We start from the raw sequence: 15,159 nt of genomic DNA, 5'->3' as shown, positions 1-15,159 counted from the left end.
TGAAGGTTTTCCACTGGGCTGGCTGCATGGAAGACTCCCGTTTGTCTGCTATGTACCGTCAGACAGCAGGACCCCAGGAAAATTCTCGGAATTCCCCTACTTATCGGGGACAGAGCCTTATATTAAGCACTGTACTCATTGCGCAACACTTGACGGACGGGGCAGGGCGGCAGGCTGTACTTCGCTGCCTGGCCCTGCTAGTGTGAAGGCATCACCGCCTTGCTTTGGGAGCCGTTCATGTTTGCCACTGCCTACCTCGCCACGTTGCGCCGCATGCTGCCCATCTTCTTCGGCGCGGCCCTGTCCTCCCTGCTGGCTTTGTGGTGGAGCAATGCCGCCATCCTCGCCACGCCCGCCATCTGGCTGGCGCTGCTGGCCACCTATCTGCTGTGCGCGCTGATGTTTACGCCGCTGGCCTGGCACCGCCAGCAGCTGGCCACGCGCCATGTGCGCACCAGGAAGTCGCGCTGATTTTCGCTGATTCTCGCCGCGCCTAACGCGCCGTGCTGGAAAAGCGTTCGCGGTAGTCGCGTGGCGTGATGGCGAGTTTCTTTTGAAACAGGCGGCGCAGCCTTTCCTCGCTGTGCAAGCCCGCCTGCACGGCGACCTGTTTTAAGGAGGACACATTGTCTTCCAGCAAGCGGCGCGCCACTTCAAAGCGGGCCGTTTCGATGAATTCCGTGGGGCTGCTGCCCGTTTCGCGCTGGAATACACGCGTAAAATTACGCTCGCTCATCGCCAGCCTGGCCGCCAGCAGCGGTACCGTGATCTCTTCTGCCAGGTGTTCCATGATCCAGCCCTGCAACTGGCGGATGGTCGGATGCGTGGTCATCTGGCTCGACAGGTGCACGGAAAACTGCGACTGGCCGCCGGGCCGCTTCAGATACACCACCAGGTCGCGCGCCACTTCCAGCGCGATATCGCGGCTGAAATCGTCTTCCACCAGGGCCAGGGCCAGGTCGATGCCGGCCGTCACGCCGGCCGACGTCCAGAATTTCCCCTCCCGCACGAAAATCGCATCGGCATTGACCTGTATCAATGGATAGCGCTGGCGCAAGCTATCCACGGCGCTCCAGTGCGTGGCGGCGCTCTTGCCGTCGAGCACGCCCGCCTCGGCCAGGAAGAAGCAGCCCGTGCACAGTGCCGCCAGGGTCGCGATGCGCGGCGCCGCTTCGGCCACCCAGGCGGCGAGGGCGGGGATGTCCTGCAAGACTTGCTCGACATGGTGGCAGCCGACGATGACGGCCAGGTCGGGCAGGCGGTTCACATCGAGCGCCTTGCTGGCGTGCAGCGACATCAGGGTGTCCGATTCGACGGGGCCGATGGCCGTCGACACGATGCGCACGTCGTAGCCGCCGGGCAGATTGCGCAGGCGCAAATGGGTGTTGGCGTAATCAAACACTTTCATGGCGCCGATGGCTTCCAGCGCCTTGAAGCCGGGATAGACGATGATGTCGACGGTGCGCAGGGGGAATTCTTTTGGGCTTTGCTTGATCATGCAATGAATGAGATAAATGAAATAATGCCATAATGCAATAACAGCGGTGGCATAGATTAGCATGGAATAATCGAAGGACCGCCTGGTTCCCCACTCATCAGATTCTTCGATATCTTGCGCATAAACATTTTTCTGGCCGGCTTGTTCTTCTATCTATCGACCACCATGGCCCAGGCGGCCACCTTCAATTTCAACGGCGTTGACGTCAGCAATTGCACCCGGTCTGGCGCGCAATATACCTGTGACAATTTGTCCATGGCCGATACCGACGTTATCGTCATCGCCAGCGGCTATGGCGTGACCTTCAGACCATGACTTATAACCAGGGATTGAGGATGAGTGGCAGCGCCGCGTTGACGGCCACGGGCAATCTCGATATCAAGGATATCAATCCATCCAACCTCAAGGTGACTGGCGGCAGCCTGACGGCGGAGGGCGGCACCTTCAGCATGGGAATGCAGGCGCAGACGATCATTGCCAACATTGCCGCCACAACCATCAAAATGGGGGATAGTGCCGTCAAGGTGACAGGCAGCATCAGCGCCAAGGGACTGGTGGAAATTGCATCGGGTTCGACCATCAATGGGGCGATTGGCGGCAATACCGTCAATATCCTCGCCGCGAATAGCCAGATCGAGGGCGACATCACTGCCAAGACTACGCTGACCATTGGTTCCGGCAGCCAGATCAAGGGCAACCTGACTGCGCCGACCATCGATCTGAAAGCGTCCGGCCTGGTCGTCACGGGCGACGTGACGGCATTAAAGTCGCTGACCATCGCCTCTGGCAATGCCATCAAGGGCAATGTCGAGGGCGGCAATGTCACCCTGGATGCAGCGAATGGGTATATCACCGGTAATGCACTGGTCGATCACATCACGCTGGGATCGTGGACGCACGTGGATCAGACGATCACCTGCAAGGCCTATACGCCATCCAATCCGTGCAGCTGCGTGACGAACAACAGCGGCTGGCCCTACACGGACCCCATGGGGCCGAAATGCGGGCCCGGCACCCCGAACGGCCCCCACCATTTTCAGATCGATCATTCGGGCACTGCCCTGACGTGCGCGCCGCAGACGGTGACGGTGACGGCTTGCGCGGATGCCGCCTGCAGCGCGAAGTACACGAAGGGCGCGAATGTTACCGTCAGCCCTGGCGGCACGGCGACGCAGATAGGCAGCAGCGGCGTGGCAACGGCCAGCGTGCGCCAGTACACGGCCGGCAAGGCCACCCTGAGCCTGACCAGCGTGCCCGGTGCCACGGACGCGCTTGTATGCAAGCGTACTTTGGACCCCAGCAGCAGCTGCGACATGAGCTTTGCAGCGACAGGCTTGACGGTCAGTCCCGTCAATCATGTTTCTGCCACGCAAAAGGCGTTCGACATCAGCGCCGTGCAGGCCTCCCCCAACGCGCAGGCTTGCGTGCCCCTGTTTAAAAGTACCAGCAAGATCCTGAACCTCGCTTGCAGCTATGGCAATCCCGCCAGCGGCACCCTGCCCGTCTTCGTGCAGGGCACGGGGACCTTCGTGCCACTGGCCGACAACAATACCAGCGCCTGCAGCACGGCGGGTGCCAACGTCAAGCTGGCGTTCAACGACCAAGGCATCGCCACCGCCCTCATGTCGTATGCGGACGTGGGCCAGCTGAATTTGACGGCCACCTATACGGGGTCGGCCACTACCGCCGACGCCGGCTTGAGCATGAAGGGCAGCGCTAGCGTCATCGTCGTGCCGGCCAAGTTCGGCCCCGTGACCATCGCCACTCCCCAACGCGCGGGCGCGCCCGTGGCGGTCAGCATGAGCGCGCTCAATAACGTGAATCAGTTGACGCCGAATTTCGGCAATGAAAAGATAGCAGAAACGGCGCTGCCTACGCTGGCCAGCCTGGTCAGGCCGACGACGATCGAAATTGCCGAGCCGGCCAAGCCGGCCCTGCAGGGTAGCGTTGTCTTCAAGAATGGCAGCGTTGCCAGCAGCGACATGAGCTGGCCGGAAGTGGGAACCATCACCATCGCCTTCAATCTGGCCAATCCGAACGGCTACCTGGATGCCAACCTTGCTGTGCCGGACTTGCCCAAGCCCTCGCGCGTGAGCAAGGAGGTGCAGTTCATCCCGCACCACTTCATCACCGAACTGATCAAAAAGGACGACGTTGACAAGCCGGCCGCTACCAACGGCATCGCCACGCCATGCGCTGCGCCGCTCACCTGCGCCAACGATGGGACGACAGGCCGCTACGCGTACTCGGGGCAGGCGATAGGCGTGCGCGTGACGGCGCGCGCCTTGGGGGAGACGACGACCAAAAACTATGACGACCGCGTCCCGAGCGTCCTGGCGCCCGTGCTGCTCGAAGGTCTGGATGCGGCCACGGGCACGATTTCCTTTCCGCCGAGCACTTCGGATGGCCGCAGCCGGCTCACCGATGGCAGCAAGGCGCAAACCACCGTCGCCGGCGTGGCGCCCGTGAAATTCACCCTGGGCATTGCCTCGCCCATGGTCGCCTACCGTTTTCCGGGCAAGGCAGGCGCGCCGGTGGCGCCTGCCGACGTGCTGCTGCGTGCCAGCAGCACGTATCCCGGCGGCGCCGTCGTCAGCTCAAGTTCGGCATTGATACAGAACGAGGCACGGATGACTGTGCTGTCGGGGCAATGGCAGGTAGCCCATGGCTATGGCTCGGAGTTGCTGCCAGTCCGGCTGGCCGTGCAAGTACAGTACTGGAATGGCAAGAAATGGGCGACGAATCTGCTTGACAGCATCAGTGTGCTGAACAAGTCGGACGTGCTGTTTGTCAATTGCAAGAAAACGCTGGATTGCGCTGCGCTGGCCGCAGATGACCGGACGTATACCGTCGTGCAAGGTGCACTGCCGCAGCTCAATCGCCTGACCTTGCTGGCACCCGGCGCTGGCAGGGCCGGCAGAGTGGACGTTTCCGTGGGCAACCATCCCTACCTGGGCAGCACGGTTGGCATCGTCGTCTTTGGCGTCCTCAGATCGGGCCCCGTGATTTACCTGCGCGAGATGTATTGAAGTTGGGCAAAGGGGAGGCGGGCGCAGGGAGTGGAAAAAACCAGTAACATGCCTGACTGTGGCATTCCCCCCTCAACCTCAGACTGGAGTTTCTATGAGCACAACTTCGCAGTGGATCGATATCGCCGGCCCGGACGGCAGCTTCCAGGCTTATCTGGCCGTGCCGCATGTGGGCAAGGGCCCCGCCATCATCCTGTTGCAGGAAATTTTCGGCGTCAACGAGCACATCCGGGCCGTGGCCGACCAGTACGCGGCCGATGGCTATGTGGTGCTGGTGCCCGACCTGTTCTGGCGCGCCGGCGCACACATTGAGCTGGGCTATGACGAAGCAGGCTGGAAGCGTGCCGTGGAACTGATGCAAGCCACCGACAATCCGCATGCCGACAGCGATATCGCCGCCACCGTCGCCGCCTTGCGCGCGCGCCCGGAAGTGACGGGCAAGCTGGCCTCGGTCGGCTACTGCTTCGGCGGGCGTTTATCGTTCCAGGCGGCTGCGGCCGGCCTGGTCGACGCGGCCATCGCCTATTACGGTGGCGGCATCCAGAACAAGCTGGACCTGGCCGACCAGATCAAGGTGCCGCTGCTCATGCATTTCGGCGACCAGGACAGCCACATCCCGCTTGACGCTGTGCAAAAGATCGCCGAGCGCTTCGACGACCGGCAAGACGTGGAAATCCATATCTACCCAGGCGCCGAGCACGGTTTCAATTGCACCCACCGCGACAGCTATCAGCAGCGCGCCGCCGCCCACGCGCACGGCAATTCCTTGATTTTCCTGGCGGAAAACTTGTAAGACTTCCTCGCCAGGCTGGCCAGCCGCAATTGTCGAGCCCAATGCGCGCTCAGCAGCAAAGCCGCATGGGCGCTAAAATAGCGGCTGTGCCGGGCAACTCCGGCCGGCCGGGCGGAGTTGCCCGGCAAACCTGGATGAGGAACCGAATTAAAGATGGCCCAAGTAATTGTTTCTGTAACATTGGCGGCAAGCGCCGAACGCGTGTGGGATTTTATCGGCGGCTTCCAGTCGCTGGCTGAATGGTCGAGCTCCATCAAAACCAGCCTGTCCGAACATGGCGGCCGCGTGCGCCGCCTGAAAACCACGGACGGCGCCATCATCGCCGAACGCCTGCAAAGCTACAGCGAAGCGGACAAGAGCTACAGCTACACCATCGTCTCGGGTCCGATCCCTGTCAAGAATTACCGTTCCACCCTGCGCGTCACGGGCGAACCGGGCGCCGCTTCCTGCGTGGCGGAATGGTCGAGCGAGTTCGATGCGGCCGAGGGCGTGGAAGAGGTCATGGTGGGCGCGTTTCAGCACCTGTACGAAACGGCATTCGTGGATTTGAAACGCATCATGGCAATTTGATTTACCAGGCCCAACGGCAAATACTGGGGTCAGACCCTGAGGGTCTGACCCCGGCCTTTTTGCTTTGCGGGTTAATTCACCGCTATCTGCCTAGCGCTTCACCTTGCCAAACGCCTCGCCCTTATTCCAGGTAGGCAAGTTCTTATCGTTGGCCACTGCGTAGCCGAGGTTCAGCGTGAACTGCGCCTGCTGCACCATGCCCGACAAGTCCCACGACGGGTGGTATTCATCCGTGACCTGATGGTAATCCTTTTTAAACGCCACCAGGCGCTCGCCGGAGGCTTTCGGCTCTTGGACGAAGTCGAACGAGCCGTCGCCGGAAAACACGGCCGAGCCCACGTTGAAGGCGGGCACGCCAGCCTTGGCAAACGCAAAATGGTCGGCCCGGTAAAAGGCGCCGGACAGGTCGGGGATCGTCGGCGCCAGGCGCAGGCCCATGCGCCTGGCCACCTTGGCGGCGCTCGCGTACAGGCTGCTGCGCTCGGCGCCGGCCACGCCGATGTCGTGCGTCTTGCCGACGAAATTCATGCTGTCGAGGTTCAGGTCGGCGGCCGTTTTCGCCAGCGGCCACAGGGGGGCGCGCGTGTAGGCGGTGCTGCCCAGCATGCCCGTTTCTTCGCCGGCCGGCCACAGGAAGATCTGCGTGCGGCGCGCCGGCTGTTTCACGGCCACCTGCGCCATGGCCAGCAGGGCGGCAGCGCCCGAGGCGTTGTCGATGGCGCCGTTGTAGATGTGGTCGCTTTGTCCGGCGCGTTGGCTGCCTTCGTCATCCTTGCCCAGGTGGTCCCAGTGGGCCGAATAGATCACGGCTTCGTCCTTGAGTTTCGGGTCCGTGCCCGGCACGATGCCGGCCACGTTGAATTGCTCGATGCTGCGGATCTGGCTGTCGAGTTGCACCTTGACCGTGGCATGCAGGGGCACGGGGCGGAACTCGCGCGTTTCGGCCTGCGCGCGCAAGGCGTCCAGGTCTTGCCCGCCCGCCTGGAACAGGGCGCGCGCCATGTCTTCCTGCAGCCAGCCTTCCATGGCATTGCCCGCGCCAGCCAGGCTGAAGCGCTCGTGGCCGAAGCCGTTGGCCGGCACCGACCACGGATACGAAGCGGACTCCGTCGTGTGGATCAGCAAGACGCCGGCGGCGCCCTGGCGCAGCGCTTCCTCGTACTTGTAGACCCAGCGGCCGTAATACGTGAGGGACTTGCCGGCAAAGCGGTTCGGCTCGGCAGCGGTCGGCTGCGGGTCGTTGACCATCATGATGAGCAATTTCCCTTTTAAATCAACACCCTTGAAATCGTCCCAGCGCTCTTCGGGAGCGCGGATGCCGTACCCGGCAAACACGACGGGCGCGTCGAATGCCACTTTCTGCTGGCCGTTGGAGGCGCCAAAGACGATGTCCTTGCCGAAGGCGGGAGATAAGGTCTTGCCGCCAGCGCTGAAGGTCACTGTGCTCGATGGCAAGGCCTTGCTGCCGACGATGGTCAGCGCCTGGCGGTACGTGCCATCCTTCAATGGCTGCAAGCCGGCCACGGCCGCCTGGGTTTCCAGGTAGCGCACGGCCAGGTCGCCGCCGCGCTGGCCCGTGCCGCGTCCTTCGAGCAAATCGTCGGCCAGGAAGGACAGATGGGCGCGCAGGGGCGCTTCGGCAACGAGCGGTTGGGCGAGGGCGGCCGTGCTGAACAGGCTGGCGGCGAGGACGTAGGGAAAACGCATGACAACTCCAAAAGTGAATACGGGAAAGCAAAGCAGCGGCAATCTTACTCTACCGCAATGCTCCGGCGTAGCGCGCGGCGTGCGCGCGCCATTGCGGCCACAATGGCCGCTGGCCCACCGACAAGGAGCGTTCCATGACCGCCACTAACTTGCAATCGAGCAATACCTTGTGTAGCGCCGACGGCACCCTGATCTACTACAAGGACTGGGGCAGCGGTCCGCCCGTCGTCTTCAGCCACGGCTGGCCGCTCTCGTCCGACGCCTGGGAAGACCAGATGTTTTATCTGGCCTCGCATGGCTACCGCGTCATCGCGCATGACCGGCGCGGCCATGGCCGCTCCAGCCAGCCCTTCGGCGGCAACGACATGGATACCTATGCCGACGACCTGGCCGCCCTGATCGCCGCGCTGGACTTGACGGGCGCCACTCTGGTCGGTCACTCGACGGGTGGCGGCGAGGTGGCGCGTTATATCGGCCGCCATGGTACGCAGCGCCTGGCGGGCGCCGTGCTGGTGGGCGCCGTGCCGCCCCTGATGCTGCAGACGCCGGAGAATCCGTCGGGCTTGCCGCTGTCCACCTTTGACGCCATCCGCGCAGGCGTGCAGGCTGACCGCAGCCAATTCTTCCGCGACTTGAGCGAGGCCTTCTATGGCTACAACCGGCCCGGCGCGACACCGTCGCAGGGCGTGCGCGACAGTTTCTGGCGTCAAGGCATGCAGGCCGGCATGCCGGCATCGTATCTGTGCATCAAGCAATTTTCAGAAACGGATTTCACCAGTGACCTGGCCAGGTTCGACGTGCCGACCCTGGTGATCCATGGCGACGACGACCAGATCGTGCCGATTGCCGCCTCGGCGCGGCGTACGGCCGAGCTTATCATCGGCAGCAAATTGCTCGTGTATGCGGGCGCGCCGCACGGCCTGGCGACAACGCACAAGGACCGCCTGAATGAGGACTTGCTGGAGTTCTTGCGCACCTGAAAGGGGGCGGGCGCCATCGAATCGAGGCGCCCGCCGTTGCCGTTGCCGCGCAGAACAAGCGCGGGCGGCACATTGTTGTGTATCGTTTAATGTTGGCAAAAGTTAGCTAAATCATGCGCCAATTGCGGGCGGATCACCGTTTTTTCTGCCTTTTTTCGGTCCATATGCCGCAAAAAACGGCGTTCTGCGGCATGCAGCCACCCGGTAAGGGCCAGTAAAGAGTAAACTAGCAGATACACTCTTTCGCATTGGGCGATTCGAGCGAACTTGTGAGTGATTTCATGTCTGATACACCAATTTCCTTATTTTCCGACCTTAACCTGAGCGAGCCGCTGATTCGCGCGCTCAAGGATGTCGGTTACGAAACACCGTCGCCTATCCAGGCGGCCACGATTCCATTGTTGCTCGCTAACCGCGACGTGCTGGGCCAGGCGCAAACAGGCACGGGTAAGACCGCCGCCTTCGCCTTGCCTATTCTGTCGCGCATTGATCTGAAACAAAGCTCACCCCAAGCCCTGGTCCTGGCACCGACGCGCGAACTGGCCATCCAGGTCGCCGAAGCGTTCCAGGTGTACGCTGCCCACATCCCCGGCTTCCACGTGCTGCCGATCTACGGCGGCCAAAGCTACGGTCCGCAACTGTCGGCCTTGCGCCGCGGCGTGCACGTCATCGTCGGTACCCCTGGCCGCGTCATCGATCACCTGGACAAGGGTTCGCTCGACCTGTCCAAGCTGAAGACGCTGGTGCTGGATGAAGCCGATGAAATGCTGCGCATGGGCTTTATCGACGATGTCGAACGTATCTTGAAAGAAACGCCGGATGGCCATCAAACGGCCCTGTTCTCGGCCACCATGCCTTCCGTCATCAAGCGCATCGCCACGACGTACCTGGTGAACCCGGCCGAAGTGACGGTTGCCGCCAAGACGGGCACGGCCGACAACATCCGCCAGCGCTACTGGCTGGTGTCGGGCATGCACAAGCTCGACGCGTTGACCCGTATCCTGGAAGCAGAAGCGTTTGACGGCATGATCATCTTCGCCCGCACCAAGCTGGGCACGGAAGAGCTGGCCGGCAAGCTGCAAGCCCGCGGCTTCTCGGCTGCCGCCATCAATGGCGACATTCAGCAAGCGCAGCGCGAGCGCACGATCCAGCAGTTGAAAGACGGCAAGATCGACATCCTCGTGGCAACCGACGTGGCCGCCCGCGGTCTGGACGTCGAGCGCATCAGCCACGTCGTCAACTACGACGTGCCGCACGATCCGGAAAGCTATACCCACCGTATCGGCCGCACGGGCCGCGCTGGCCGCAGCGGCGAAGCGATTCTGTTCATCACCCCGCGTGAAAAGAACTTGCTCAAAGCCATCGAACGCTCGACCCGCCAGCCGATCGGCATGCTGGAACTGCCGACGATCCAGGCCGTCAACGACGTGCGTATCGCCAAGTTCAAGGAACAGATCAGCGAAACCCTGGCTCTGGGCGAACTGGAGCAGTTCCAGTCGCTGATCGAAGATTTCGAACGCGAGCAAAACATTCCCGCCATCGAAATCGCCGCCGCCCTGGCGAAGATGGCGCGTGGCAATACGCCGCTGCTGCTGGACAAGAACAAGGCGCGCGAGCAAGCCACGTGGCAAGACGACCGTCCTGTGCGCCAAGACCGTTTTGAGCGCAATGACCGTCCGGAACGGGGCGACCGCTTCGAACGTAACGAGCGCAGCGAACGCCCGGCCTTCCCGAAAAAGGAACGCATTCAACGTCCAGCCGACGCCGGCATGCAAACTTTCCGTATTGAGGTAGGTCATCAGCATGGCGTGAAACCGGGCAATATCGTGGGCGCCATCGCCAACGAAGCGGGCATCGATTCGAAAAACATCGGCCGCATTGAAATCTATGACGACTACAGCGTCCTGGACTTGCCAGACAGCATGCCGAAAGAATTGCTGGACCAGCTGAAAACCGTGTGGGTAGCGGGCCAGCAGCTGCGCATCAGCCGTGACGGCGACGCACCGGACCTGGCGCCGCCAGCCGCGCCACGCAAGCCGTTTGCCGCCAAGTCCGCGCCAGCGTTCAAGGATGCGCCGGCCGATGCGAGCGACGCAGCACCAGCGCCGCGCGCGCCGAAGAAGGAACGTCCACGCCCGGGCGTGACGGCGTACCGTATCGAAGTGGGCCGTGAGCACGCTGTGACGCCAAGCAACATCGTCGGCGCCATCGCCAACGAAGCGAACCTGGAAGCCAAGCATATCGGCCGCATCGATATCTTTGACAACTACAGCGTGCTGGACCTGCCGGAAGGTATGCCGCCGGAAATCCTCGACCACCTGAAATCGGTCGTGGTCTCGGGCCAGAAATTGCGCATCAGCCTCGATGACGGCACGACGGAGCGCAAACCTGCGCCAGCGCGTCCAAAGTCGCCACCGCGTAAAACGTTCAAGTAAGCCATCGCTTCCCAGGCGCCTCCCCGGCGCCTGTGTCGCGGATTGGAGACAGTTCCCCCACTGGCGCATTCGCGCCAGTTTTTATTTTCTCTCAAGAAATGAACATTGTCGCCGCCTTATGCTTGCCGGCAGGCGTCGCTATGTGCAGGCCTTTATCGCAATGCTTGCGCGTCTTTTTATCGGTGCAAACACCCTATTTATTGCCTTCCGCATCAATACATAATTTTTTATTAATTATTTTATCTGCACGCAATTTGAATTTCGCATTTCAATAAAACCAATTAAGTTGAATCAAAGTAAATTGTAAAACATAAATAAATTAACTTTTATTAAATTGTTTGACCAGCGTAACTGTCGCCTTGGCGATATCTTGCCGGTGCTTGATGTGGTATATTGTTTTTATGTTTTTGTTATGCTAGTTGAAAAAAATAGAGGAGCGACGATGCGGGTCAATACGCCTATCACGCAAAATGAATACGTATTAAATGAAGGCATGACGATTGTTTCCACCACGGATTTACAGGGAAACATTAATTACGCCAATCAGTATTTCATTGAAGTCAGCGGTTTTTCAGAAATGGAACTGCTGGGTGCGCCACAAAATATTCTGCGTCATCCCGATATGCCGGCTGAAGCGTTTGCCGACCTGTGGGATACCATCAAGACGGGCATGCCTTGGACCGGCATGGTCAAGAACCGTTGCAAGAATGGCGATTTCTACTGGGTCTTTGCGAATATCACGCCCGTCATCGAGAACGGCCGCCCGATCGGCTACATGTCCGTGCGTACCAAGCCCACGCGCGAGCAGATCAACGAAGCGGCAGCCCTGTATAAAAGTTTTAAAGATGGCAACAATGCCAGGCTGGCGATCCGCAAGGGCCGCGTCGTGCGCCAGGGCTGGGCCGCCAAGCTGGCCGAGTGGCGCAAGCTGAGCCTGTCGCAAGACCTGGCCCTGCACTGCATCGTCTTTGGCGTGGTGCTGGCCATCCTCGGCTGCGCCGTGTGGAATATCGATGGCGATACGAGCACGGCCACGCGCGGCTGGCTCAGCGGCGCTGCTGCTGCCGCCGTCGCACTGATGCTGTATTTCTGGGCCCATTTGCACAATTCGCTGGTCGCGCCTCTGGGCGAGGCCATCACGGTGGCGCGCAAGATGGCCGGTGGCGACTTGACGGGCGTGATCGACAAAGTGCGCGACGACGACATGGGCCAATTGATGGCGGCCTTGCGCCAGACGAATATCAATTTGCACAGCATCATCGGCGACGTGCGCGCCAATTTCGAGGATATCCGCATCACCACGGCGGAAATTGCCACCGGGAATATGGACCTGTCCAGCCGTACGGAATCGCAGGCTTCCAGCCTCGAGCAGACGGCGGCCAGCATGGAAGAACTGACATCCACGGTGCAAAACAGCGCCGACCACGTGGCCACGGCCAACAACCTGGCGACGCAGGCATCCACCGTCGCGGCCAAAGGCGGCACCATCGTCAGCGAAGTGGTCACCACGATGAATGAAATCAGCACCTCGTCGCGCAAGATTCTCGACATCATCGGCCTGATCGACGGCATCGCCTTCCAGACGAACATTCTTGCCTTGAACGCGGCCGTGGAAGCGGCGCGTGCGGGCGAGCATGGCCGCGGCTTCGCCGTTGTGGCCGGTGAAGTGCGCAGCCTGGCGCAGCGCTCGGCAACGGCGGCCAAGGAAGTCAAGAATCTGATCGACCATTCGATCGCCACGGTGAATGCGGGCAGTGTGCTGACCAGCAATGCGGGCGCCACCATGGCGGAAGTGATCGCTTCGGTGGCCCGCGTGACGGAAGTGATGGACGAGATTTCCTCCACCACGCGCGAGCAGAACCAGGGCATCGGGCAAGTCAACCAGGCCGTCATCCAGATGGATGGCATCACGCAGCAGAATGCGGCGCTGGTGGAGCAGGCCGCTGCGGCTGCCACCAATCTGGCGCAGCGCACCGACAGCGTGGCCCAGTCGATCGGCATTTTCAAATTGAAGGCGTCGCCCAGGCGCAAGGCTGCCGGCGTAGGCCGCAACCCCAGCGCGGGCGCTGGCGTGGCGTCTCGGGCCTTGCTGAAGGCAAGATAAGCATGCCACCCCCGCCAGCGCAACGCTGGCGGGGGTCATTTGCGCACTTGGTACACCTGGCCGCTGCGTACCTTCTTCACCACCCCATCCCCGCCAAACAAAATGACATACTCGCCCTGCACGCCGGCGGCGGCCGGGTAGCTGTACATCCACACTTCATTGCCGCTGTCGAAACGGATGGTCGTGCTGTCTCCCAGCGCGGCGCGCACCTGTTCGCGCGTGCTGCTGCCCGGCTGCACCGTCTGTTCCAGGGTGGCGTACGGCACGCTCTTGCTTGCCTGCAAGGCGCGCGTGCCGGAGCAGGCGGCGAGCAGCACCAGCGCAAAGACAGCAAGCCATTTCATGGCGCCACCTCGTCCATGTAAGTAAATTCCAGCAAGGTATCGTCGGGCCAGCTGGCATCCCACAGGGGCGCGTAATACGTGCGGTCAAGCAAGACCTGGCAATCGCAATAGGGCAGCGAGGCGGGCGTCTGCTCGCCGCCCGCGTACAGCATGGTGAACGGCAGGGCCAGGCGACGCTCGCCATGCACGAGGGTCACGCCGAACAGGGGACGCTCCGTAAAGAACAGATAATTGCCGTCCGGCTCGGAACACACCTTGTCGGTGCTGTAGAGCATGCTGGACAGCCAGGCGATGATTTGCTGGTCGTTCGAGATCAGACCGGAATCCATGCCGGCGCGGCATTCCAGGCGCAAGTCGCCCAGGCGCCGCGTGCCGGGCGGCAAACCGGGCGTGATGACCTGCGCGCGCCAGCTCATGCTGGAAGCCTTGCGGTTGGCGATCAGGACGGCATCCTCGCGCGCGGCTTGCGCATGGCGCACGGGGGCAAAGCTGTTGTCCTGCGTCAATGCTAACGGGATGCTGACGGTATCGCCGGCGATGCGCAGCTGCACGCCCGTCATGTCCACGCCGGGCTGGCGTGGCAGCAAGCGAAAGCGCAACACCGCCTGCGGCGCCAGCGCATGGTCGCGCTCGAAGCGATCCACACCCTGCAGCATCTTGCGGTAGGATTTATCCACGGGGTCGCGCGTGGCATCGACTTTCACTTGCGGCACGGGCGCAGTTTGCGCCAGTGCAACTGTGCAGTACAGTGAACCAGCGAGCAAGCCAGCAAGCAGCAGGGAGAGAGGGATGCGCATGGCTTGATGCTACGCCTTTTTACGCGGCAGCCACGCACGCGTGGGTATATCAGTATTCGCTATATTTGCGCGCGTCGCCGCGCACCTGCTGCGCCGGGTATTTCTGCGCGTTCAGTACCATCTTTTCCAGCACGGCTGCATGCAGGTCGACGCCGCTCTTGTCGGCCAGGCGCACCAGATACATCAGCACATCGGCCAGTTCGTGGCGGATGCCCGTGCGTTTCGCCTCGTCCAGTTCGCTGTCCGCACCCGTGGGCAGCCATTGGTAGTGCTCGGCCAGTTCCGCCACTTCCACGGACAGGGCCATGGCCAGGTTTTTCGGCGTGTGGAACTGGTCCCAGTCGCGTTCCCCTGCAAAGGCGCGCAGGCGCGCGCGGATGTCCGTCAGGCTGTCGGCGGGCGCATTCATGCAGCCACCTGCAGCGGTTTTTCCATGAAGACACTGAACGGATCGTCGGGATAGTCGCCATACGGTCCGCGCTGTTGATAGCCGTGGCGTGCGTACAGGGCGATGGCTGCCGGTTGGTGGATGCCCGTCTCCAGCGTCAGCAAGCGGCAGCCGCGCGCCAGCGCCTGTTCTTCCAGCAAGGCCAGCAGGCGCTTTGCCAGGCCCAGGCCGCGGCTGTCCGGGTGCACATACATGCGCTTGACTTCGCCGAAGGCTGGCGTGACGACGATGGCGCCGCAGGCGCGCGCCGTGCCCGCCGCATCACGGGCGACGGCAAACAGCAGGCTGTCCGGCGGCACGGACGCCAGGTCCAGCGAATATACGCACTCGGCCGGATACAGGGTTTGTTGATAGGCATCAAGCTCGGCGATCAGGGTTTGCACGTCGGCTTGCTGCGGCGATTCCAGGCGGATAGTCATGGGGAGGTCGAATGAATGGGACTTCCCCCATGGTA

At 61.8% G+C, this 15,159-nt stretch carries 14 protein-coding genes; 8 read left to right on the top strand and 6 right to left on the bottom strand.

Features of this window, described 5'->3' with window-relative positions; all coding sequences use genetic code 11:
• Positions 1-237: 237 nt before the first annotated feature.
• Positions 238-471, top strand: coding sequence for a hypothetical protein (locus ACQ4WN_RS25595; protein ID WP_436554036.1), 234 nt, complete (start codon positions 238-240; stop codon positions 469-471).
• A 22-nt stretch (positions 472-493) separates the two neighbouring features.
• On the opposite strand, the gene ACQ4WN_RS25590 is transcribed toward ACQ4WN_RS25595, so the two are convergent.
• Positions 494-1,498: a GlxA family transcriptional regulator gene (locus tag ACQ4WN_RS25590; protein ID WP_436554035.1), complete on the bottom strand. Its 1,005-nt coding sequence runs from the start codon at positions 1,496-1,498 to the stop codon at positions 494-496.
• Between the two features lie 114 nt (positions 1,499-1,612).
• Here ACQ4WN_RS25590 and ACQ4WN_RS25585 point away from each other — a divergent pair, with 114 nt between their 5' ends.
• The 4 genes from ACQ4WN_RS25585 (at position 1,613) to ACQ4WN_RS25570 (ending at position 5,890) form a co-directional block, all read left to right on the top strand.
• Entirely contained in the window at positions 1,613-1,813 is a 201-nt protein-coding gene (locus tag ACQ4WN_RS25585; protein WP_436554034.1) for a hypothetical protein, read from the top strand.
• Between the two features lie 20 nt (positions 1,814-1,833).
• Positions 1,834-4,527 (top strand): DUF6701 domain-containing protein, encoded by a 2,694-nt coding sequence (locus ACQ4WN_RS25580; protein ID WP_436554033.1) that lies wholly within the window; start codon positions 1,834-1,836, stop codon positions 4,525-4,527.
• A 94-nt stretch (positions 4,528-4,621) separates the two neighbouring features.
• Positions 4,622-5,320 (top strand): dienelactone hydrolase family protein, encoded by a 699-nt coding sequence (locus ACQ4WN_RS25575; protein WP_436554032.1) that lies wholly within the window; start codon positions 4,622-4,624, stop codon positions 5,318-5,320.
• A gap of 153 nt (positions 5,321-5,473) precedes the next feature.
• A complete protein-coding gene (locus ACQ4WN_RS25570; protein ID WP_070217725.1) occupies positions 5,474-5,890 on the top strand; it encodes an SRPBCC family protein in 417 nt (138 codons plus the stop codon).
• 90 nt (positions 5,891-5,980) lie between these two features.
• Here the strand turns inward: ACQ4WN_RS25570 and ACQ4WN_RS25565 are convergent, their stop codons facing one another.
• Complete coding sequence (locus ACQ4WN_RS25565; protein WP_436554031.1) at positions 5,981-7,597, bottom strand: M28 family peptidase; 1,617 nt, start codon at positions 7,595-7,597, stop codon at positions 5,981-5,983.
• Positions 7,598-7,731: 134 nt separating this feature from the next.
• Here ACQ4WN_RS25565 and ACQ4WN_RS25560 point away from each other — a divergent pair, with 134 nt between their 5' ends.
• The 3 genes from ACQ4WN_RS25560 (at position 7,732) to ACQ4WN_RS25550 (ending at position 13,116) form a co-directional block, all read left to right on the top strand.
• Entirely contained in the window at positions 7,732-8,577 is an 846-nt protein-coding gene (locus tag ACQ4WN_RS25560; protein ID WP_436554030.1) for an alpha/beta fold hydrolase, read from the top strand.
• A 281-nt stretch (positions 8,578-8,858) separates the two neighbouring features.
• Positions 8,859-11,012 (top strand): DEAD/DEAH box helicase, encoded by a 2,154-nt coding sequence (locus tag ACQ4WN_RS25555; protein ID WP_436554029.1) that lies wholly within the window; start codon positions 8,859-8,861, stop codon positions 11,010-11,012.
• A 442-nt stretch (positions 11,013-11,454) separates the two neighbouring features.
• Positions 11,455-13,116, top strand: a complete 1,662-nt coding sequence (locus ACQ4WN_RS25550) for a methyl-accepting chemotaxis protein (RefSeq protein ID WP_436554028.1) — start codon at positions 11,455-11,457, stop codon at positions 13,114-13,116.
• 35 nt (positions 13,117-13,151) lie between these two features.
• Here the strand turns inward: ACQ4WN_RS25550 and bamE are convergent, their stop codons facing one another.
• Genes bamE through ACQ4WN_RS25530 form a run of 4 tightly spaced genes read right to left on the bottom strand, consistent with a single transcriptional unit; the run spans position 13,152 to position 15,124 of the window.
• Positions 13,152-13,460, bottom strand: coding sequence for an outer membrane protein assembly factor BamE domain-containing protein (gene bamE / locus ACQ4WN_RS25545; RefSeq protein WP_436554027.1), 309 nt, complete (start codon positions 13,458-13,460; stop codon positions 13,152-13,154).
• Entirely contained in the window at positions 13,457-14,257 is an 801-nt protein-coding gene (locus ACQ4WN_RS25540) for a hypothetical protein (protein WP_436554026.1), read from the bottom strand. The genes bamE and ACQ4WN_RS25540 overlap by 4 nt, the downstream gene beginning before the upstream one ends.
• Positions 14,258-14,306: 49 nt before the next feature.
• Positions 14,307-14,666 (bottom strand): nucleotide pyrophosphohydrolase, encoded by a 360-nt coding sequence (locus tag ACQ4WN_RS25535; RefSeq protein ID WP_436554025.1) that lies wholly within the window; start codon positions 14,664-14,666, stop codon positions 14,307-14,309.
• Entirely contained in the window at positions 14,663-15,124 is a 462-nt protein-coding gene (locus ACQ4WN_RS25530) for a GNAT family N-acetyltransferase (RefSeq protein ID WP_436554024.1), read from the bottom strand. The genes ACQ4WN_RS25535 and ACQ4WN_RS25530 overlap by 4 nt, the downstream gene beginning before the upstream one ends.
• Positions 15,125-15,159: the final 35 nt, after the last annotated feature.

Origin of the sequence: Janthinobacterium pasteuri, assembly GCF_051380775.1 — a bacterium.
In the GTDB taxonomy this organism is placed as follows: Bacteria; Pseudomonadota; Gammaproteobacteria; order Burkholderiales; family Burkholderiaceae_D; genus Janthinobacterium.
Note: the sequence above shows the minus strand (reverse complement) of the source record. Positions and strands in the feature narration are given on the sequence as shown.